We start from the raw sequence: 19,882 nt of genomic DNA, 5'->3' as shown, positions 1-19,882 counted from the left end.
GGGTCGCGACCCCGCGTCGTGCGTCAGAATCGCCGGAGCCGCGTTGTCCCCCCTCCGCGGCCCCGGCGATTCCTTTAATTTCGCCCATCCGGGCGTCGGGCGACTGGCCGGCTTGTGTCAGCCGGCCTCCTCGTCGTCGTAGTCGTCGGCTTCCTCGGGTCCTGGCTCGGTCACCGGCACCTCGACGGACTGCTCTGCCACGTCGGCCGGGTCGGCCTCGCCGACGGAGCCGGCATCGACAGGCGCGGGCTCATACTCCTCCCGCGCCGTGACCGGATCGGGATCCGGCGTGTATTCCTCGGGATCGTGGTCCTCGACACCCATCTGCGTGCCTCCTCGCGTCGTTCCACACTGGGACACCTCCTGACTAGCAGTGGTGGCGCCGTGTCGCCACCTGCACCGGTGCGAGGGGGCCGGCTCAGGCCGGGCGCGTGGGCCCGTCGGGTGTGGGGCCTATCCCGGGGTGTCGCGAGGCGAACTCGTCGAGCAGGCCGTACACCGAGGAGCGCACGATCGTCCGCAGCTGGGCGGGCGTGAACGCGTCCGGGGTGATGGTGGAGGTGGTGCCGAGCCCCGAGACCACCGCGAACAACGAGCGGGCCAGCGCGGTGACCTCGTTCTCCGGCGGGGTGCTGCCCAGTATGACGGCGAGGTGGCCGGTCAGCGCCGAGATCTGCTCCACGACGTAGTCGCGCAGGATCTGGGCCAGACGCGCGTTGTTGAGACTGGCGGACTGGAACGCGGTCAGTATCCGCCAGAACCTCTGGGTGTCGACGTTGTGCGGCAGCGTCAGAACCGCGTTGTCGATCCACTCCTCCAGGGTCGTGGACCGCGGAGCGGAACCGGCGGTGAGTTCGGAGAGGGCCGCACGGAGTGCCGCCTCGAGCAGGTCTTCTTTGTCCGCGTAGTAGTGCGAGATGTAGCCCGTGGTGGCGCCCAGGTGCTTGGCGATCCGGCGCATGGAGACGCTGTCCAGTCCGCCGTCGGCGACCAGCTCGCAGGCCGCGGAGGCGATCTCGCGACGGTTCGCGTCGACGCTGGAAGGGGGCATGTCCACGGTCGTCCTCACTTCTGCTCCGGCTGGGAAACGGTGTGGTGAGCCGGGCGGTCAACGGTTCACAATAATCCACGCGGAGCGCTTGTGACTTTCGACACATGTGAGCTAGCATCGTCTTCCGTAGGACTTCACACAACAGTTGTTATGTCAGTGCGGCAGGGCGCTGACCAGTGCGAAAGATATGAGGAAAACACGAATGGCGAGCACGACTCATGCGAACTTCGCGCCCACGTCCGAAACGACAGGGGCGGCCATCGTCGAGGTCGAGCGGCTGCTTCCGGCCGAGGTCGCCGAGCAGCGACTCACATTCGCTGACATCCTCGGTCGCCGCCGCGGAGATACCCGACCTGGGCTGCTCTTCGAGGATCAGCGTTTCACCTGGGGCGAGGTTGTACGTGAGGCCGAGAAGCGGGCGATCGTGCTTCACGGGCTTCGGCGCGAGGGTCGGGCATTCCACGTCGGAGTGCTGTTGGAGAATGTGCCCGAGTACCTCTTCATGATCGGGGCCGCCGCACTGGCGGGCGCGACGATCGTCGGTATCAACCCCACCCGTCGGGGAACCGAACTCGCGACGGACATCCGCGCTGTGGACTGTGACCTCATCGTCACCGATTCCGAACAGGCGGTGCTGCTGGACGGTCTCGACACGGGCGTGGATGCTGACAGGGTCTTCCTCGCCGACAGTCGGCAGTGGCGGGAACGCGTTGAGGGCGCAACGGGGGAGCAGTTGCCGGACGTTCCGGAAGCGAACGATCCCGCGACGACCGTGCTCCTCACTTTCACCTCTGGATCGACCGGCGCGCCCAAGGCCGTCATCTGCAGCACCGGGCGACTGGCCGCGCTCTCGGCGATCAACTACCTCGGGTTCACCACCGACGACGTGACCTACAACGCGATGCCGCTCTTCCACGGCAACGCCATTTTCTCCTGCTGGGGGCCTTCGGTGTTCAGCGGCGCCACGTTCAGCATGCGTCGCAAGTTCTCCGCGTCTGGTTTCCTGCCCGATATACTCACGTTCGGCGCGACGTTCTTCAACTACGTGGGCCGCTCACTGGCGTACATCCTCGCCGTTCCGGAGTCTCCCCGAGAACAGCAGACCCGTCTGCGTCAGGTGTTCGGCACCGAGGCCTCCCCGCATGATCGGGACGAGTTCGAGCGGCGGTTCGGAACCCGGCCGATCGAGAGCTACGGCTCGTCCGAGGGTGCCGTGGTCATCAGTCTGACGCCGGATTCCCCGCGGAATGCGCTCGGTCTGCCCGCGGACTACATGGATGTCTGCATCCTCGATGCCGATGGGCGCGAATGCCCGCGGGCGGAGTTCGACTCCACCGGCCGCCTGCTCAATCCGGAGTCTGCGACCGGCGAGATCGTCAACCGCACTGGCGCGGGGATGTTCGAAGGGTACTACCGCAACCCACAGGCCACTGCCGAGCGGATCGATGGTTCCGCCTACCGGACGGGGGATCTGGGTTACCGGGACGCCGAGGGCTTCTTCTACTTCGCGGGCCGCGGGGGTGATTGGATGCGCGTGGACAGTGAGAACTTCGCCGCCGCGCCTGTTGAGCGGATCCTCGCGCGTTTCCCCGGAGTCGTGCTGGTCGCCGTCTACCCGGTGCCGGACCCGCGGACCGGCGACCAGGTGATGGCCACCGTCGAGATGGCGCCGGGTACGACTTTCGACCCGGAAGCCTTCGGTCGTTTCCTCACGGAGCAGTCGGATCTGGGCACCAAATGGGCGCCGCGGTTCGTGCGGGTGGTGGAGGACATCCCCGTTACCGCAACGCGCAAGATCGACAAGAAGGGACTGCGGCGCCAGTCGTGGACGGTGGGAGACGCCGTGTACCTCGGTGACACCAAGACCCACGAGTACCACCGGATGGACGACGACGAGAAGGCCGCCCTGCTGGCCGAGTACGACCGCTACGGCCGCTCACCGGCCTGATCCACACCCGGGACTGCCCGAGACGGCCGGGCAGTCCCGGGGCCTGCATGGCCGAATGCCGGGTGGGCGCCTAGGAGTTGGCGATCGCCAGGATGATCCAGACCGGTAGCCACAACCCCGCGCTCAGCAGCGTCAGTACCAGGTGCAATACATGGTTGACGCGGCGACCGTTGTGTACGACCACCGTCTGCTGGAAGGGCTGCGGCGGGTACAAGTACTGATACGGGTGCTGGGGATACGGACCGGCGTGTTGGGGGTACGGGCCGGCGCCGAACTGGTGCGGAACCGCCAGGTGCTGGGGGACGAACTGTTGGGGCTGGGGATACGCGGGAGCCGGCGGGTTCCCGTATGGCAGACCGCCCTCGTGTGCGAGCGGTTGGTGCCCAGTTGGTGGGCGCCGCGCCGGGCGCTCCGGCCCGGGTGGATACGGCTGCGGTGCCGGCGACGGTGCCCGTCCCTGAGCCGGATTGGGCACGGGCGACGATAGCGGGGACTGAGCAGGCGGGAATTGGCGTGTTTCGGCCGCGGGGACGTCGAAAGCCCGGGTCTCGAACGACTCGGTCTGCCCGGCGGGGTAAGCCCGTTCGTGCGCACCGGGCTCGTGCGCGGGTGAGCGGTACGGCTCGTGCATGTCATCCCTTCTGGCAAGACGTGACTCCAATGTACGTCCTCGCTCCGACACACACTCCGTTCCGAGAGTTCGTGGACCCCGGGCTCACGCAGGTGGGGTGCCGAATCGGATCAGCCACGTCGTCCTTCCCGCCACAGTAGAAGCAGGAAGAAGACTCCGCCGACGACGACGGTCACCACGCCGACCGGCAGCGGCATCGCGAACGCATGCTGCGCCACCAGATCACTGATCAGCAGCAGGAGGCCACCGAGCAGGGCGGCCGGAAGAAGGTGATCGGTCCGCGTGAGCAGCCGTGATACATGTGGGGCGACGAGGGCGACGAACGAGACCGGCCCGGCGGTCGCGACCGCCGCGCCGGCGAGGAGTGTGGCCGCGCCGATGAGGACCAGTCGGGTGCTGCGCAAACGCACGCCCAGTGCCGTCGCGACCTCGTCCCCCAGGGCGAGCTGGCGCAGGTTCCGGGTCTGGCCGGAGATGAGGACCGCTGCGACGGTCAGGCAGGACACGACCGGAATGAGTTCGGCCCATCCGCGGCCCTGCAGGGAACCGGTCAGCCAGACCTGGGCCGTGACCGCGCCGGGGACGAACACCAGGGACAGCAGGTACGCCACGTAGGCCATCGACATTGCGCCGAGCGCCACGCCCACCAAGACCAGGCGCGCACCGCTGAGGCCGCGCCACCAGGTCAGGGTGAGCATGAACCCGGCGGTGAGGGCAGCGCCGGCGAACGCGCCCAGCGATACCTGGACGATCCCCCCGCCGAGGAGAAGGATCACCGTGGCGCCGCCGGCCGAGGCGCCCTGCGTGACGCCGATGATGTCGGGGCTGGCCAGTGGATTGCGCGTCAGGACGCAGAACAGGGTTCCGGAGACCGCCAGGCTGGCCCCCACGGCCATCGCGACGACCGCGCGGGGGAGTCGCCGTTCGTGGACGAAGAAGTCGGTGGTCCGGTCGGGAGGGCTGCCGAAAAGGGTCGCCACGGCATCGGGGACGGAGATCGCGTACTCGCCGATCACCAGCGATGCGGCGATCACGACGAGGGTCAGCAGGAACAGGCCGGCGGTGAACCAGGCCGTGCGGACATGCACCCGGACCGAGAGGTCGCGTGCCCGCAGGACGCGCTCACCGCGGGGGAGGGCTGACGTGCTCATGCCACAACCACCCGTCGTCTGGTGACGAGGAGAGCGATGAGCAGGGGTGCACCGATGAACGCGGTGACGACCCCGGCGGGGATCTCCGCTCCGCCCCCGATCACGCGACCCAGCACATCGGAGAACAGAAGAAGTGCCGGCGCGAGGACGATCGACAGTGGCACGATTCGCCGCAGTCCGGGGCCGACGATCCCACGGGCGACGTGGGGGACGATCAGGCCGATGAACCCGATCGGGCCGGCCAGCGCGGTCGCCGTTCCCGCGAGGAGCGCCACGGCCACGAGACTCCAGATCCGCACGCGACCGGGCTTGACCCCGAGCGATGTGGCCGAGTCGTCACCCAGCGCGAGAGCGTCCAACCCGCGGAGGAGGAGAAGCGAGATCGCCGCCCCCGCGATGATGAGCGGGATCACGCCGGTCACCTGATCGACCGGCCGAGCGGTGAGCGAACCTACCTGCCAGAAGCGGTACGACTCGAGAACGGACTCGTCGAGCACGACCAGCGCCTGGCTGAACCCGGACAGGACCGCGGCGAGGGCCACGCCCGCGAGAGTGAGCCGTACAGGTGACGCGGCGGCCATCCTCGACGCCGACAGCAGCAGGATGATCGCCGAGGCGACACCGGCGCCCACCAGCGCGAACCAGACGGTCGAGGCGAGCCCGAGGCCACCGGTGACCGACGCCCCCAGCACGACACCTAGCGCCGCCCCCGCGTTGACGCCGAGGATGCCCGGGTCGGCGATCGGGTTGCGGGTGACGGCCTGCATGAGCGCACCTGCGACGCCGAGCGCGGCCCCGCACGTCACGCCCATCACAGTGCGGCTGACGCGAAGCTCTCCGACGATGCCCACCACGTCCTGGGACCCGCGCCCGAGGAGGGCCTCGATCACCTCGGTAGGTGGGATCGAGCGGGCGCCTATCGCCAGGCTCGCCACGACAGCCGCGGCCAGCGCCGCCAGAGCGAGGGAGAAACCGAGGGCGGCGCCGGCGCGCTGCCGCCCGGATCGTCGGCCCGCGGGCGCGAGGGGGTCGTCGGCGGCGGCCTTCGCTGGGGTGGAGTGCACGGTGGAACTCTAATCCAGGCCAAAGGTAAGGCTAACCTTGCGTTGTGGTTTGATCGTGACCCATGACCACCTTCCCGCGACGACGTCGCGCAAAGTCAGCGCTCCTTGCCGCCTCCATCGTCTCGATTCTCGCCCTGTCCGCCTGCTCGGGCGGCACCGACGAAGGGGGTTCGTTGAGTGACGAGTCGTACACCGTCACCCACGCTATGGGCGACACGGTCATCGAGGGCACGCCCGAGCGGATCGTCGTGCTCGATTCCCCGCATCTCGACGCCCTCGTCGCGCTCGGGCACATGCCGGTCGGGGTGACCGAGTCGTCCGCCGGTACCGGGTCACCGCCGTACCTGGGCGATATCGACGCCGAGACGGTCGGTCTGACCGCCGAGCCGGACATCGACAAGATCGCCAACCTCGCCCCCGACCTCATCATCGGCGCCAAGGTCCGTCACGAGGCGATCTACGACGAACTCTCCGGTATCGCCCCCACGGTGTTCTCCGAGAACTCGGGCACCGATTGGCAGGAGCAGGCGCAGATCACGGCCGCGGCGGTCGGTGAGGAGGAGGAGATGTCGAGCCTGATCGACGACCTCGATGCCCGCATCGCTGACGTGGGGGCGGACGTGGACGCGGAGGGCAAGAGCCTGTCGATCGTTCGCTTCCGTCCGGACAACTTCCGCCTCTACGGACCCCAGACGTTCTCCGGCTCGATCCTGTCTCAGATGGGCTTCGACCTGGGTGACCGGGAGTGGAACGAATACTCCATGGCGGAGCTGTCCCCGGAACTCTACGAGCAGATCACGGGAGAGACCATCTTCTTCACCAACCCGGGCGGCGATCCGTCCGTGACCACCATGGCCACTGTCACCGGCCTGTGGGGCGACCTCCCCGCGGTTCGTGCGGATCGGGTGTTCGAGGTCGAGGACGAGACGTGGATGGTCGGCATCGGTGTCCTGGGCGCGGGGATGGTCCTCGACGACGTCGAGGAGACCCTCGGCTGATGCCGCACGCCGAGCCCGGCTCCGCTGACGCGGCCCCCGGCATCCTCGACCTTCAGCCCGCACTGGTGGTCGAGGGGGCGGAGCTCGCGTACGAGCGTCGCGTGGTGTCAAGCGATCTCAACGTGGCCCTCCCCGACGACGCGTTCACAGTGATCGTCGGTCCGAACGCATGCGGAAAGTCGACCCTGCTCAAAGCGCTGGCCCGGGTGATCACCCCCGGGGCGGGACGAGTTCTCCTCGACGGCCGGGATCTTCACCGGCTGCGCACCAAGGAGGTCGCGTTGCGCATCGGTCTGCTCCCGCAGGGCGCGGTCACACCGGAGGGGATCCGGGTCGCGGACCTGGTTTCCCGGGGTCGGCACCCGCATCACGGTCCACTCCGCCAATGGAGCCGCCGTGACGACGTGGTGGTAGCCGAGGCGATGGCGGCGACCGGCGTGACCGGGTTGGCCGATCGTGAGGTCGACCACCTCTCCGGCGGCCAGCGGCAGCGCGTCTGGATCTCGATGTTACTGGCGCAGGAGACCCCGATCCTCCTGCTCGATGAGCCGACCACCTACCTCGATATCGCGCATCAATACGATGTGCTGGAGCTGTTGCGTGATCAACATGACGCGGGCCGGGCCGTGATCGCGGTGCTCCACGACCTCAACCAGGCCGCCCGTTACGCCTCACACCTGGTGGTCATGAAGAACGGATACGTGGTGGCCACCGGTGCTCCGGTGGACGTGCTCACCGCGGAGCTCGTGGAGTCCGTGTTCGGACTCTCCTGCGTTATCACTCCCGACGTGGTGACGGGAACGCCGATGGTCGTCCCGCTCGACCGGCGCCGCAGATGCTGAGCGTCGCCACCTGCCCGCGGCACCGAGGGCCGCGCCGGGGATCTGTACCGGAGCTCTATCTGTCTAGACGGACCCCGACGCCCCTCGCGGATCAGTCGACGTTCGGCGCCCACTGGACGCCGTTGATGTGACCGCCGCCGTCGACGAAAAGCGTGTTTCCCGTCATGTAACGGCTCGCGTCGCTCGCGAGGAATGCGGCCACGGGCCCGATGTCGTCGAGCGGGTCACCGACTCGACCCATCGGGTTCGCGGCTGCCATGCCCGCCGCCATCTCCGGGTTCGCCTCGGCCACCCGCCGGTACGCCTCGCTCTGGGCGCCGGGGCAGATCACGTTGCAGCAGATCTGCCGCGGCGCCCACTCGCGTGCCGCGGTCCGGGTCAGGGTGCGCAGTGCCTCCTTGGCGGCGTTGTACTGCACGGAGTACATGTGCGCGTTGACGCCGTTGAGCGAGCACAGGTTGATGACGCGCCCGGTGCCGTGCTTCTCGAGCTCCGGCAACGCCGCCTGCATCGCCCAGAACGCGGCCATCACGGCCATGTCGAAACCGCCACGCAGCTTCTCGTCGGTCATGTTCTCCAGCCGCGCGAAGCCGGAGCCCTTCCACGCGTTGTTGACCAGGACGTCCAGTCGGCCGAAGCGGTCCGATGCCGCGGCGACCATCGCGAGGACCTGCTCCTTGTCGGTCACATCGGTGCGGACGAACTCCGCCCCGATCCCCCACTCGTCCCGCAGCCAGGCCGCGGTGTCGGCGCCCGTGGTCTCGTCGATCTCCGCCACGATCACCGAGGCGCCCTCTCGGGCCAGCGCCCCGGCGATCCCACGACCGATGCCCATCCCGGCTCCGGTCACCACTGCCACACGGCTGTCAAGAGTTCCCATACCCACCTCTAAGTCAATGCTTTACGAGTAGCTTCTGAAACAAGTTCTACCGGGTGACGTGGCGGCGCACACGGGATCAGTGGAGATGTGGTCGTCTCGCCCGGGATGTCAGGCGCTCGCGTCGTCGGACCCACGGGTGACGACCCGGGCCAGGAGGTCGGCCAGGCGTTCGTCGATGCCGGTGCGCTCGGACTCGGGGATGTCGAGCGCGTCGAGAAGCGCTCCGCGCAGGACGGGCCACCCGTAGACGGCCGTGAACACCAACAGCAGTTCGACGTCGCCCGCCGGCGGGGGGTCGTTCATGCGCCGTAGCTCCGCGGCCGGGCGCAGGGAGGGGTCGACCATCGGCGGAAAGGCGGCGTCGCGGTCGAGTGCCAGCCAGGCCAACAGGCGGCTGATCTCGGGATGCGACGAGGCGCCGAGAAGCATGCCCCGGACGGCCTCGCCGGCGTCGTCGGTGTTCTCCAGGCGCGCTGCGCCGAACCGGACCGCATCCTGCATGACTGCGGCGATCAGGGCTTCTTTCCGGCCGATGTGACGGTGGATCAGTCCGAGGTTCACTCCGGCGGCGTCGGCGATGTCGCGCAGCGGTACCTGCGGGCCACGCTCGGAGAACAGCCGGCGGGCCTCGCGCAGGACGGCCGACCGGATCTCATCCCGGCCGGTCGGGCGGGCCGCGGCCTCGGGCGCGGGCGCCTGCTCGGGAGTCGGTTTCTCGCGTTCCATTCCCAAACTGTACACAATTGACTACAGTCGCAGTGGTGTACGTAGAACACGTGCCAGTTTCCTGTGTGAAAGGCCCCTGCTGATGACCTCCCGTGACCGCCGCGACGACATCGACGCGATCAAGTCGCTCAAGTACCGCTACCTGCGCTGCGTGGACCTCCGCTTGTGGGATGAGCTCGCCCAGACCCTCGCGCCGGAGGTGACCGCCTCCTATGGCAAGCGCCTGTCCTACACCGGTCGTGACCAAGTGGTCGAGGGGCTCAAGGGGCAGATGACAAACGGCGTGATCACCGAGCACCAGGCGCACCACCCGGAGATCGAGGTCGACGGCGACACCGCGACCGGCCGCTGGTACCTGCAGGACCGGGTGATCGTGCCGGCCTTCGACACGTACATCTTCGGCGGCGCCTTCTATGACGACGCGTACGCGTTCATCGACGGTCACTGGATGATCACGAAGACCGGCTACAAGCGCACCTACGAGGCCATGATCAACCTCAAGGACGTGCCCAGCTTCCAGCTCAACGACAACCACCTCGCCCCGGCCGACGACAAGTAGCAGCGAGGGCGGGCGAGTAGACGGGACGAGCGAATCGGCGTGGAACTGATCGTGGTCGCGGTCCTGTGCGTGGCCGTGGCCTCGGTCATCGGCGGGGCGACGGGTTTCGGCACGTCGCTCATGGCCACCCCGTTCATGCTCATGGCCGGGGTCGGGCTCACGGAGACCGTGGTGATCAACCTCGTCGTGGCCCTGGTCACCCGCGTCGGCGTGACCTACCAGCTGCGCGAGCACATCGACTGGCGCCGGGTCGCGCTGCTCGGCGGGGCCAGCCTGCCGGGGGCGTGGTTGGGCGTGGAGACCATGAGTATGCTGCCCGAGCAGCACCTCAAACCGGCCGCCGGTGTGATCACCATCGTGTGTGGCCTGGCCATGGCGCTGCCCACCTCGAAAGGCGCCAGGCCACCGGCGGCGTGGCTCACCGCGGTCACCGGCGCCATCGGCGGCTACTTCTCCACCACCACCTCGCTCAACGGCCCACCCGTCGTGTTGCTGCTCGGCCGGGCCAAGCTCCCGCCGCTGAGCTTTATCGCCGACCTCGCCGGCTACTTCGTCATCACCAGCATCGTCTCCCTGTCGCTGCTGTGGGCGGGCACGGACGTCGACGTCCCGGCGATCCTGCCGATGCTCGCCGCCTGCGTCGTGGCCGGGCTGGTCTTCAACCAGGTCGGCATCGCCATCGCACAGCGCCTGCCCACCCATATTTTCCGCTCGGCCGTGATCGCCCTCGTGGTACTCGCCGGGATCGTCACCATCGTCACCTCATGAACCACCATCACCACGGAGGAACAATGTCAGCTCAACTCCCCAACGATCTCGCCCGCGCCGACCGTGCGAACCGACTGGCCGGCAAGGTCGCGGTCGTCACCGGCGGCGGCCAGGGTGTGGGCCGCGGAATCTCGCTCGGGCTCGCCGAGTCCGGCGCCGCGGTCCTGCTCGTGGGCCGCCGCATGAAGAAGCTCGAGGCCGTGGCCGAGGAGATCCGCGCCGCCGGCGGCACCGCCGAATGTCTGGCCGCCGACATCGTGGCGGAGGGCTCGCCCGACCTCATCATCTCCACGGCGGTGGAGCGTCTGGGCGGTGTCGACATCCTCGTCAACAACGCGAACATGGCTATGCCGTTGCCGCTGTCGGACTACCCGGACGACGACTTCCGCAAGGCCTTCGAGGGCGGACCCCGTGTCAGCCTGTCCCTGATGAAGCTGGCACGCCCGGTGATGGCCGAGCGCGGCGGCGGCACCGTCATCAATCTCGTCACCTCCGCGGCCGTGCGCTGGGACGCCGCCAACTACGGCATCTACGCCGCGGTGAAGGAAGCCGTCCGAGCCCTGACCCGCGCCGCCGCCTACGAGTGGGCCACCGACGGCATCCGAGCCCTCAACATCGCCCCGCACGCCCACAGCCCCGGGCTCGACTGGTGGATGGAGAACAACCCGGAGGAGGCCGCCGAGTTCGTCGCCGGCATCCCCGCCGGCCGGGTGGGCGACCCGCTGGAGGACATCGGCCGGCCCGTGGCCTGGCTCTGCTCGGCGGAGGCCTCGTATCTGTCCGGTGCGACCATCCCGCTCGACGGCGGCCAGTCCCGGTGGGGCTGACCGGGTCGCAGCCGTTGTCGTCGTCGTAGTACACACCCCACACCCCAAGGAGTCCCTCGCCATGACCACCGACCCCCGCGACGCGGTGGCGCTCGCCGCCGACATCCGCGCCGGCGACCTCGATCCCGCCGACGTGCTGGAACAGGCCATCGGCCGTATCGAGGCCCACGACCCGGAGCTCAACGCGATGGTCGCCACCCGCTTCGACGAGGCTCGCGCCGAGGTCGCCGCGGGGCTGCCCGACGGACCGATGTGCGGCGTGCCGATCGTCATCAAGGCCCTCGGCACCGACGTCGCCGGGCTGCCCGCCGCCGACGGTTCGCGCTTGTTCGCCGACGTCGTGGCCAGCGTGGACAGCACGATCGTCCAGCGCTACAAGGCCGCCGGGATGGTGGTCCTGGGCACCACGAACGTGCCGGAGATGGGGAAGACCACCACCACCGAATCCTTGCTGCACGGGCCGTGCCGCAACCCCTGGAACACCGGTTACTCCACCGGCGGGTCCAGTGGCGGGTCGGCGGCGGCGGTCGCCTCGGGGATGGTGCCCGTGGCCCACGCCACCGACGGCGGCGGCTCGATCCGCATCCCCGCCGCGATGTGCGGACTCGTCGGACTCAAGCCCAGCCGCGGCCGTGTCCCCACCTGGCCGCATCCCATCGGGCTCGCCGCCCCGGTGGCCTACCACCACGCGGTCACCACCACCGTCCGGGACAGTGCCGCGCTGCTGGACGTCGTCGCCGGGCACGTGCCCGGCGACGCCTACGGGGCGCCCACGCCGGCGCGCCCGTTCGTCGAGGAGGTGGGCATCGATCCGGGTCGGCTACGCGTGGGCGTACTGCGGGTCGCGCCCGGGCCTTTTCCCACCGATTCGGACTGCACCGCCGCCGTGGAGCGCACCGCCGCGACCCTGGAGGCGCTGGGTCACCAGGTGCGGGAGGTCGAGCTGGGCGTTGATGTGATCGAGGTGATGACCGCGGTGGGAACGATCATGGGCGCCCAGCTGCGCGCGACCATTGAGGACCGCCTCGCGGAGCTGGGGAGGGAGCTCGACGACGACGACATCGAGCCGTGGACCCGGACAATCCTCGACAACGCCATGACCCACACCGCCCCCGGCGTGGCCCGGGCGCTGCAGTTCGCCCAGCGGACCGGGTGGAGCGTGGCCGAGCTGTTCGGAGCCGACAGCGTGGATGTGTTGCTGCTGCCCACGCTGCCCTCAACCACCCCGGAGCTGGGCTTCCTCGACGTGAGGGATCCGGAGTCGATGTGGACCCGGTCCTCGGCGTACTCCGTGTGCACCGGCATCTTCAACATCTCCGGGCAGCCTGCCCTGTCGCTGCCGGCAGGTGCTGACGAGCGAGGCATGCCGGTGGGCGTGCAGTTCGTCGCCGACTACGCGCGCGAGGACCTGCTGCTGCGGCTGGCCGGGCAGCTCGAGGCTGCCGCGCCGTGGACCCGGATCGCGCCCGGATATCAGGGGTGGTGAGCTGACGCATCGGTGGGCCAGCGGGTCGAGGGGGCGTACGGTCGCGGCCAGACGCCCCCGACACGTCAGGATGTGATCGCAGGATGAGCACGTACCGGACCCACAACCCCTCGACCGGCCAGACCGCTGCGGAATACGACGGCCTAGCAGACCACGAGATCGACGCGGTGATCTCCCGCGTGGCCGACGGATTCGACTCGTGGCGCCGCAGGTCGTCGGCCGAGCGGGCGCGGGTCCTCGCGGCCATCGGCGACGCGTTCGCGGGCCGGGTCGATGAGCTGGCCGCCGCGATCTCCGAGGAGATGGGTAAGCCGACCGCGCAGGCCGCCGGTGAGGTGAAGCTGGCCGCGTCCATCTACCACTGGTACGCCGAGCACGGGCCCGCGCTGCTGGAGCCGGAGTCGCTGGACGTGAGCGGAGCCCGCGAGAACACCGTGACCGTCGAGCCGGTGGGGCCACTGGTCGGCGTGATGCCCTGGAACTACCCCTACTATCAGGTCGCCAGGTTCGCCGCCCCCAACCTCATGGCCGGCAACACCGTGATCCTCAAGCACGCCTCGATCTGTGCCAAGAGCTCCGCCCTCATCGAGCGCATCCAGCGCGAGGCGGGTCTGCCCGCGGACGCGTACGTCAACGTCTACGCCTCCTCTGATCAGGTGGCAGAGATGATCGCCGACCCGCGAGTCCACGGCGTCTCGCTCACCGGCAGCGAGGGGGCCGGCGCGGCGGTGGCCGAGGTCGCGGGCAAGAACCTCACCAAGAGCGTGCTCGAGCTGGGCGGCTCGGACCCGCTCGTCGTCCTGGACACGGACGATGTCGGTGAGCTGGTCGACACCGTCGGCCGCGCTCGGCTGTCCAACTCCGGACAGGCATGCAACTCGCCCAAGCGCATGTTCGTCCCGGACGGCATCTACGAGGAGTTCGTCGCCGGCCTCACCGACCTCTACGGCCGCATCACCGTGGGTAAGGCCGACGACGAGGCCACCGAGATGGGGCCGCTGTCCAGCGAGGACGCCCGCGACGGCGTGGTCGAGCAGGTGCGCACCGCGGTCGAACAGGGCGCCAAGCTCCGGATCGGCGGCGACCCGATCGACCGGCCCGGCGCCTACATGGAGCCGACCGTGCTCACCGACATCACCGACGAGATGGACGTCTACCACGACGAGGTGTTCGGGCCCGTCGCCATGATCTACCGCTACACCGACCTCGACGAGGCGCTGCGGGTCGCCAACGACACCCGGTTCGGTCTCTCCGGATCCGTGTGGGGGACCGACCCCGACGAGGCGGCACGGGTGGCCGACCGGATCGATGCGGGAATGGTCTACGTCAACGAGCACGGCACCACCCGCGCCGGACTTCCCTTCGGCGGGGTCAAGGCCTCCGGCTACGGCCGGGAGCTCGGCCGGTGGGGCATGGGCGAGTTCGTCAACACCAGGCTGCGGCGCGTGCACTGACAGCCGCCGGGATACAGCACGGCCCCGGAACCCTTGCGGGATCCGGGGCCGTGTCGGCTTCAGGAGCCGGTCACTCCTGGACGTACGCGCCGTCGAAGAGCATGGTCGAGTACAGGGACGGTGAGACGCCCCGAACCGTGTCGCCCACCACGACGTACTCCTCGGAGTTGGCGAGCACCGCGAGCGGCACCACCCGGTTGTAGACCTCCTGGAGGTGGTTCAGCGCCTCCTTCTGGGTGTCCAGATCCGGAGCGGCCTTGAACGCGGTGACGGCGGCGGTCAGCTCCGGATCGTCGATTCCGGTGAGGTTCGTCGATCCACCCGGCGCGAACGCGCTGTAGAAGGTGCTGGCGAGATCGGCATCAGAGGTCGCGAGCCCGCCCACCACTGCCTCGAAATCGTTCGTGAACTGGCGCGCCACGACCTGGGTGACGGGCGCATTCTCCAGGGTCACGTTGAACCCCGCGGCGTCCAGCAGCGCCTTGAGGGCCACGCCGGTCTCCATGTTCTCCGGGCTGTCGGCGATCAGCAGGGTCACCTCTCCGTTCCAGTCGGGACGCTCTGCCTTGACCTCGTCGACGAGGGCCTTGGCTGCCTCCAGGTCGTACGCCGGCCCCTGTTGACCGTCGTAGAAGCGCGAGGACTCCGCGATGAGTGCGTCGGTCGGCTGACCGAGACCGCCGGTGAGGCGTTGGTCGATCAGGTCGCGGTCGAGCGCGTGGGCGAAGGCCCGGCGCGCCCGCTCGTCGGTGAGCACTCCGTCATAACCGGCCGCCCCGGTGTTCAGGTTGACGACCGAGCCGGAGCTCGTAATGGTCTCGAAGCCGCGGTCACCGGCGTCCTGGGCATCGGTCACGGTCTTGGCCCCCCGCAGGAACCCGACCTGGACCTCGCCGGTCTGGAACGCCTCGTATGTGCCCTGTGAACCCGGGATGCGGATGAACTTCAGAGTCGGGCAGACTACGCCGCCGTAGTAGTCCGGGTTCGGCTCCAGCACCACTTCCTGGTCGGGGGTGTAGCTGGCGATGGTGAATGCCCCCGCGCCGACGGGGTTGCGCGCCCAGTCCTGAGGGTCTGTTGCCTCAAAGGCCTTCTGGGGGATGACCTCGCCGCCGGTTCCGGCGAGCAGGATCGGGAAGCCGGCCCACGGTTCGGTGAGGGTGAACTCGACGGTCAGCGGATCCACCACCACGGTCTCGTCGACCTGCAGGGCATCGGACATCACCGTCGAACGGGTGGCCGGGTCCTGGTGCAGGCCGATGGTGAACGCGACGTCCTCGGCGGTGACGGGATCGCCGTTGGAGAAGTTCACGCCCTCGCGCAGCTTGAGGGTCCAGACCGTGTTGTCGTCGTTGGACTCCAGCGACTCGGCGAGCTTGGGCTGGAACTCCTCGGCCTCCGGGTTCCAGCGCATGAGTCGGTCGTAGACCGCGGCGGATTCGGAACCGCCGCGCACGCCATGCTGCCCCTGGCCGGGGGCGAAGGACGGCAGCATCGCGTACTCACCCATGGTGATGGTCCCGCCGACGTGGTCGGCGGTGCATCGCTCGGACTGGTCGGGTGCGGTGGCGCCCGAGGCCGAGCTGTCGGACTCCGGTCCACCCCCGCCGCACGCGGTCAGGGCGATCGTCGCGGTGGCGAGGACGGACAGAGCGCGGATTGCGCGGGTCATGAATTCTCCTGTGGTGGGGTGAAGGCATATGAGCGGGCCCCGGGTCGTCCCGCCGGTGGGCGGATGACCCGGGGCCCGGTTCTGCGGTGGTACTGGTGATACGCGGCCCGCTCAGGGGCCGACGGGGATCACTCCTCGACGTAGGCTCCGTCGAAGAGCATGACCGAGGACAGCGTGGGCACGATGCCCTTGACCGACTCGTCGACGATCACGTACTGCTCCGCGTTCGCCATCACGGCGAAGGGCTGGACCCGGTTGTAGACCTCCTGGACCCGGTTGAGGGCCTCCTTCTGCGAGTCCACGTCCGCGGCGGCCTTGAACTCGGTGAGAGCGGCGGTCAGCTCCGGATCGTCGATCCCGGTGAGGTTGGTCGCCCCGCCGGGAGTCATCGCGGCGGCGAACGTCGAGGCCAGGTCCGCATCGGACGGCGCCAGGCCGCCGATCACGATCTCGTAGTCACCGGTGAACTGGCGCGCGGTGACCTGGGAGACCGGGGCATTGACGATGCTGACGTCGAATCCGGCGGCGTCGAGCATCGCCTTGGCGACGACGCCTGCCTCGACGTTCTCCGGGCCGTCGGAGATGAGCAGCTCGAGCGAGCCGTCCCAGTCGGGGTTCTCGGCCTTGACCTCGTCCACCAGACGCTTTGCCTCCTCCGCGTCGTACTTCGGGCCCTCCTGGTTGTCGTAGAGCCGCGAGGACTCGGCCACGAGTGCGGAGGTCGGCTGGCCCGCGCCACCGGCGAGACGCTGGTCCCACAGGTCGCGGTCCATGGCGTGACCCACGGCCCGGCGCGCACGCTCGTCGGTGAGGACACCGTCGTAGCCGGCGTTGCCGGAGTTCATGTTGATCACGGAACCGGAGCTGATGATCTCCTCGAAGCCCTGGAACTCGGAGTCCTGGGCCTCGGTGACGAACTTGGCGCCACGCAGCACGCCGACCTGCAGCTCACCGGTCTGGAAGGCGTCGATGGTGCCCTGGGAGCCGGGGATGCGGATGAACTCCAGGGTCGGGCAGACCGGGCCGCCGTAGTAGTCCGGGTTGGGCTGCAGGACGACGTTCTGATCAGGGGTGTAGGAGTCCATGACGAACGCGCCGGCGCCGATCGGGTTGCGCGCCCACTCCTCCGGGGTAGACGCCTCGAAAGCCGCCTGGGGGATGACCTCGCCGGCGGCACCGGACAGCAGTACCGGGAAGCCGGCCCACGGCTCGGCCAGGGTGAACTCGACAGTCTGCTCGTCGACCGCCACGGCCTCCTCGATCTGCATGGCGTCGGTCATCACGACCGAACGGGTGGCCGGGTCCTGGTGCAGGCCGATGGTGAACGCGACGTCCTCGGCGGTGACGGGATCGCCGTTGGAGAAGTTCACGCCCTCGCGCAGCTTCAGGGTCCAGACCGTGTTGTCGTCGTTGGACTCCAGCGATTCGGCGAGCTTGGGCTCGAACTCCTCGGCCTCCGGGTTCCAACGCATGAGACGGTCGTAGATGGCGGCGGACTCGGCGCCGCCGCGGATCCCGTACTGGCCCTGACCGGGCATGAAGGTGGGCAGCATGACGTACTCACCCATGGTGATGGTGCCGCCGACCTGGTCCTCGGTGCACCGGCCGGACTCGGCCGGGGTGAGTCCCCCGCCGCCCGAGGCGCTCGAGGAGTCGTCAGGCCCCCCTCCGCAGGCGGTCAGGGTCAGCGTCGCCGCGGCCAGCACGGCGAAGGCGCCGGTAGTGCGCTTCATTCAGTTCTCCTCGAGAGGGTGGTGACACGCGACCTTGTGGCCGGGTGCGATGTCGATCAGTTGTGGGCGTTCGGTCGCGCAGATCTCGGTGGCCCGGGGGCACCGGGTCCGGAATCTGCAGCCGGACGGGGGATTGAGCGGGGACGGCAGCTCGGAGCTCGTGGCCGCGATGGGCGCCTCGCCCAGGGAATCGGCGAGGGTGCCACCGAGCGTGGGGGCGGACGAGATGAGCAGCATCGTGTACGGATGCGCAGGGGCGCCGTAGAGCGCCTCCGTGTCGGCGACCTCGCACACCTGGCCGAGATACATCACCGCCACCTGGTCGGCGATGTTGTGCACCACCGACAGGTCATGGGAGATGAACACCATCGTCAGGCGGTAACGCTCCTTCATGTCCTCGAGCAGGTTCAGGATTTGCGCCTGCACGGACACGTCGAGCGCGGAGACCGGCTCGTCGCACACAAGCACTTCGGGCTCGAGCACTAGGGCGCGGGCCAGGGCGATGCGCTGGCACTGGCCGCCCGAGAACTCCGAGGGACGGCGGTCGCCGGCGTGGGCGGGGTCCAGCCCGACGGCCTCCAGCGCCGCGTCGACCCGCTGACGGATCTCGGCGCGTCCGCTGCCCACGCCCTGGATCTCCAGTCCCTCGGCCACGATGTCCCGGACCGTGCGCCGCGGGTTGAGCGAGGAAATGGGGTCCTGGAACACCATCTGGATCATCTTCCGGGCGTGTTTGAGCGCGGCGCCCGAGAGATCGCACAGGTCGGTCTCGTCCACCATCACACGGCCCGAGGTGGGACGGGGCAGTTGGAGCATCGCGCGTCCGAGGCTGGACTTACCGCAGCCGGACTCGCCCACCAGGGCGAGTGTCGAGCCGCGGGGGACGTCCAGGGAGACGTCCGAGACGGCGTGGACCGTGCCCTTGCGGGTGTGGTACTCGACGGTCACGGCGTCGACGACGAGCTTGACGTCCGCGGCCCGGCCGACACCGGCCGGGGTCGACTCGTCCGCGACGCTCGAGGGGATGCCGGTCATGATGCCTCGCTACTCATGTTCGCCCGGGCGGGGATGGTGGGGTGGAAGCAGGCGACCCGGTGTACATCGGAGCCGGGGGCTCCCGGGGTCCTCAGGTCCTCGAGCGGGGGATCGACCTGCAGGCAGTCGTCCTGTACCCGGGTGCACCGCGGGGCGTACCGACACCCGGTCGGCATGTCCCGGAGGTTCGGGGGCCGGCCCTCGATCACCGTCAGCCGCGTGTGCGGCGGCAGGTCGGGGCGCGGAATGGAGCTGAGCAGCGCCCCGGTGTACGGGTGTGCGGGCTCGTCCAGGAGGGCGCGGGTCTCGCCCACCTCGAGGAAATGGCCGGCGTACATCACGCCGATCCGGTCGGTGTGTTGCGAGACCACCGCCAGGTCGTGGCTGACCAGGATCATCGCCATGTCCCCGTCCGACTGGAGGGCGTGCAGCAGGTCGAGGATCTCGTGCTGCACGGTGACGTCCAGGGCGGTCGTGGGCTCGTCGGCGATGAGAAGTTTGGGGGAGCAGGACAGCGCGATCGCGATACCGACGCGCTGACGCATTCCGCCCGAGAGCTGGTGCGGGTACTCGTTCATGCGTACACGAGGGGAGGGGATGCGCACCCGCTCGAGCAGCTCGACGGCGCGGTCGGTCGCCTCCCGCCGGCTCAGCCCCAGATGGTGGCGCAGCGGGTCGGTGATCTGCCGGCCGATCGTGCGGATCGGATTGAGTGAGGTCAGCGGGTCCTGGAAGACCATGGCGATCTCCCGGCCCCAGAACTTCTGCGACTCACGCTGGGTGAGGGACAGGACGTCGCGGCCGTCGAACCGCACCGTCGAGGCGGGATCGATCCGCGCGGTGGTCGGGGCGATGCCCATGATCGACCGGACGAGCATCGACTTGCCGGAGCCCGACTCGCCGACGATGCCGATGGTCTCACCGCGGCGCAGTGAGATGTCGACGCCGTCGACCGGGGTGATTCGTCCCCCGGGGGTGTCGATGTGAGTGCGTAGGTCGCGGACCTCCAACAACAGGTCGGCGCCGCCGGTCGGGGTGTCCGACCGGCGCGATGAAG

At 69.1% G+C, this 19,882-nt stretch carries 19 protein-coding genes; 8 read left to right on the top strand and 11 right to left on the bottom strand.

The genetic code is table 11. From position 1 onward, the window contains the following. Window positions 1-117: 117 nt before the first annotated feature. Together K3888_RS01325 and K3888_RS01320 are read right to left on the bottom strand one after the other, a co-directional pair. Window positions 118-324, bottom strand: coding sequence for a hypothetical protein (locus K3888_RS01325; RefSeq protein ID WP_230928420.1), 207 nt, complete (start codon window positions 322-324; stop codon window positions 118-120). A gap of 94 nt (window positions 325-418) precedes the next feature. Next, window positions 419-1,051 (bottom strand): TetR/AcrR family transcriptional regulator, encoded by a 633-nt coding sequence (locus K3888_RS01320; protein ID WP_230928419.1) that lies wholly within the window; start codon window positions 1,049-1,051, stop codon window positions 419-421. A 202-nt stretch (window positions 1,052-1,253) separates the two neighbouring features. On the opposite strand from K3888_RS01320, the gene K3888_RS01315 reads away from it, so the two are divergent. After that, complete coding sequence (locus tag K3888_RS01315; protein ID WP_230928418.1) at window positions 1,254-2,999, top strand: AMP-binding protein; 1,746 nt, start codon at window positions 1,254-1,256, stop codon at window positions 2,997-2,999. A 70-nt stretch (window positions 3,000-3,069) separates the two neighbouring features. Here K3888_RS01315 and K3888_RS01310 read toward each other — a convergent pair whose 3' ends face one another. From K3888_RS01310 to K3888_RS01300, 3 genes are all read right to left on the bottom strand, one after another. Next, window positions 3,070-3,213, bottom strand: coding sequence for a hypothetical protein (locus tag K3888_RS01310; protein ID WP_230928417.1), 144 nt, complete (start codon window positions 3,211-3,213; stop codon window positions 3,070-3,072). 527 nt (window positions 3,214-3,740) lie between these two features. Then, complete coding sequence (locus tag K3888_RS01305; protein ID WP_230928416.1) at window positions 3,741-4,781, bottom strand: FecCD family ABC transporter permease; 1,041 nt, start codon at window positions 4,779-4,781, stop codon at window positions 3,741-3,743. Further along, window positions 4,778-5,845, bottom strand: a complete 1,068-nt coding sequence (locus tag K3888_RS01300) for a FecCD family ABC transporter permease (RefSeq protein WP_230928415.1) — start codon at window positions 5,843-5,845, stop codon at window positions 4,778-4,780. The genes K3888_RS01305 and K3888_RS01300 overlap by 4 nt, the downstream gene beginning before the upstream one ends. 62 nt (window positions 5,846-5,907) lie before the next feature. On the opposite strand from K3888_RS01300, the gene K3888_RS01295 reads away from it, so the two are divergent. Both K3888_RS01295 and K3888_RS01290 read left to right on the top strand, forming a co-directional pair. Then, a complete protein-coding gene (locus K3888_RS01295) occupies window positions 5,908-6,843 on the top strand; it encodes an ABC transporter substrate-binding protein (RefSeq protein WP_230928414.1) in 936 nt (311 codons plus the stop codon). Beyond that, window positions 6,843-7,685 (top strand): ABC transporter ATP-binding protein, encoded by an 843-nt coding sequence (locus K3888_RS01290; protein WP_230928413.1) that lies wholly within the window; start codon window positions 6,843-6,845, stop codon window positions 7,683-7,685. Before K3888_RS01295 ends, K3888_RS01290 begins: the two co-directional genes overlap by 1 nt. 91 nt (window positions 7,686-7,776) lie before the next feature. Here K3888_RS01290 and K3888_RS01285 read toward each other — a convergent pair whose 3' ends face one another. Together K3888_RS01285 and K3888_RS01280 are read right to left on the bottom strand one after the other, a co-directional pair. After that, window positions 7,777-8,565: an SDR family NAD(P)-dependent oxidoreductase gene (locus K3888_RS01285; protein ID WP_230928412.1), complete on the bottom strand. Its 789-nt coding sequence runs from the start codon at window positions 8,563-8,565 to the stop codon at window positions 7,777-7,779. Between the two features lie 108 nt (window positions 8,566-8,673). Then, complete coding sequence (locus tag K3888_RS01280) at window positions 8,674-9,291, bottom strand: TetR/AcrR family transcriptional regulator (protein ID WP_230928411.1); 618 nt, start codon at window positions 9,289-9,291, stop codon at window positions 8,674-8,676. 82 nt (window positions 9,292-9,373) lie between these two features. Between K3888_RS01280 and K3888_RS01275 the strand changes: the two genes are divergently transcribed. The 5 genes from K3888_RS01275 (at window position 9,374) to K3888_RS01255 (ending at window position 14,385) form a co-directional block, all read left to right on the top strand. Beyond that, a complete protein-coding gene (locus tag K3888_RS01275; protein WP_230928410.1) occupies window positions 9,374-9,850 on the top strand; it encodes a nuclear transport factor 2 family protein in 477 nt (158 codons plus the stop codon). Between the two features lie 39 nt (window positions 9,851-9,889). Beyond that, the gene (locus K3888_RS01270; protein ID WP_230928409.1) at window positions 9,890-10,618 is read left to right on the top strand and encodes a sulfite exporter TauE/SafE family protein; all 729 of its coding nucleotides are present in this window, start codon (window positions 9,890-9,892) and stop codon (window positions 10,616-10,618) included. A gap of 23 nt (window positions 10,619-10,641) precedes the next feature. Beyond that, entirely contained in the window at window positions 10,642-11,445 is an 804-nt protein-coding gene (locus K3888_RS01265; protein ID WP_230928408.1) for an SDR family NAD(P)-dependent oxidoreductase, read from the top strand. A 61-nt stretch (window positions 11,446-11,506) separates the two neighbouring features. Continuing rightward, window positions 11,507-12,931 carry an amidase gene (locus tag K3888_RS01260; RefSeq protein WP_230928407.1) on the top strand — a complete coding sequence of 475 codons (1,425 nt, stop codon included), beginning with the start codon at window positions 11,507-11,509 and terminating at the stop codon, window positions 12,929-12,931. Window positions 12,932-13,014: 83 nt separating this feature from the next. After that, entirely contained in the window at window positions 13,015-14,385 is a 1,371-nt protein-coding gene (locus tag K3888_RS01255; protein ID WP_230928406.1) for an aldehyde dehydrogenase family protein, read from the top strand. A gap of 70 nt (window positions 14,386-14,455) precedes the next feature. Here K3888_RS01255 and K3888_RS01250 read toward each other — a convergent pair whose 3' ends face one another. The 4 genes from K3888_RS01250 to K3888_RS01235 form a co-directional block, all read right to left on the bottom strand. Then, window positions 14,456-16,057: an ABC transporter substrate-binding protein gene (locus tag K3888_RS01250; protein WP_230928405.1), complete on the bottom strand. Its 1,602-nt coding sequence runs from the start codon at window positions 16,055-16,057 to the stop codon at window positions 14,456-14,458. 128 nt (window positions 16,058-16,185) lie between these two features. After that, the gene (locus K3888_RS01245) at window positions 16,186-17,790 is read right to left on the bottom strand and encodes an ABC transporter substrate-binding protein (protein ID WP_230928404.1); all 1,605 of its coding nucleotides are present in this window, start codon (window positions 17,788-17,790) and stop codon (window positions 16,186-16,188) included. Next, on the bottom strand, window positions 17,791-18,825 hold the full coding sequence (locus tag K3888_RS01240; protein ID WP_230928403.1) for an ABC transporter ATP-binding protein: 1,035 nt from the start codon (window positions 18,823-18,825) through the stop codon (window positions 17,791-17,793). It abuts the gene before it with no gap. Continuing rightward, complete coding sequence (locus K3888_RS01235; RefSeq protein ID WP_230928402.1) at window positions 18,822-19,838, bottom strand: ABC transporter ATP-binding protein; 1,017 nt, start codon at window positions 19,836-19,838, stop codon at window positions 18,822-18,824. Before K3888_RS01235 ends, K3888_RS01240 begins: the two co-directional genes overlap by 4 nt. Between the last annotated feature and the right edge of the window lie 44 nt (window positions 19,839-19,882).

Origin of the sequence: Dietzia aurantiaca, from assembly GCF_021033825.1 — a bacterium.
Taxonomy (GTDB): domain Bacteria; phylum Actinomycetota; class Actinomycetes; order Mycobacteriales; family Mycobacteriaceae; genus Dietzia; species Dietzia aurantiaca.
The sequence above is the reverse complement of the archived record's forward strand: the minus strand, read 5'-3'. Positions and strand labels throughout refer to the sequence as shown.

Bases quoted from the DNA above. Each gene is read 5' to 3' on its own strand.
- K3888_RS01285 (WP_230928412.1), bottom strand. From the start codon at position 8,565: ATGGGAACTCTTGACAGCCGTGTGGCAGTGGTGACCGGAGCCGGGATG.
- K3888_RS01295 (WP_230928414.1), top strand. From the start codon at position 5,908: ATGACCACCTTCCCGCGACGACGTCGCGCAAAGTCAGCGCTCCTTGCC.
- K3888_RS01240 (WP_230928403.1), bottom strand. From the start codon at position 18,825: ATGACCGGCATCCCCTCGAGCGTCGCGGACGAGTCGACCCCGGCCGGT.
- K3888_RS01260 (WP_230928407.1), top strand. From the start codon at position 11,507: ATGACCACCGACCCCCGCGACGCGGTGGCGCTCGCCGCCGACATCCGC.
- K3888_RS01305 (WP_230928416.1), bottom strand. From the start codon at position 4,781: ATGAGCACGTCAGCCCTCCCCCGCGGTGAGCGCGTCCTGCGGGCACGC.
- K3888_RS01320 (WP_230928419.1), bottom strand. From the start codon at position 1,051: ATGCCCCCTTCCAGCGTCGACGCGAACCGTCGCGAGATCGCCTCCGCG.
- K3888_RS01315 (WP_230928418.1), top strand. From the start codon at position 1,254: ATGGCGAGCACGACTCATGCGAACTTCGCGCCCACGTCCGAAACGACA.
- K3888_RS01265 (WP_230928408.1), top strand. From the start codon at position 10,642: ATGTCAGCTCAACTCCCCAACGATCTCGCCCGCGCCGACCGTGCGAAC.
- K3888_RS01290 (WP_230928413.1), top strand. From the start codon at position 6,843: ATGCCGCACGCCGAGCCCGGCTCCGCTGACGCGGCCCCCGGCATCCTC.
- K3888_RS01275 (WP_230928410.1), top strand. From the start codon at position 9,374: ATGACCTCCCGTGACCGCCGCGACGACATCGACGCGATCAAGTCGCTC.
- K3888_RS01280 (WP_230928411.1), bottom strand. From the start codon at position 9,291: ATGGAACGCGAGAAACCGACTCCCGAGCAGGCGCCCGCGCCCGAGGCC.
- K3888_RS01325 (WP_230928420.1), bottom strand. From the start codon at position 324: ATGGGTGTCGAGGACCACGATCCCGAGGAATACACGCCGGATCCCGAT.
- K3888_RS01245 (WP_230928404.1), bottom strand. From the start codon at position 17,790: ATGAAGCGCACTACCGGCGCCTTCGCCGTGCTGGCCGCGGCGACGCTG.
- K3888_RS01250 (WP_230928405.1), bottom strand. From the start codon at position 16,057: ATGACCCGCGCAATCCGCGCTCTGTCCGTCCTCGCCACCGCGACGATC.
- K3888_RS01255 (WP_230928406.1), top strand. From the start codon at position 13,015: ATGAGCACGTACCGGACCCACAACCCCTCGACCGGCCAGACCGCTGCG.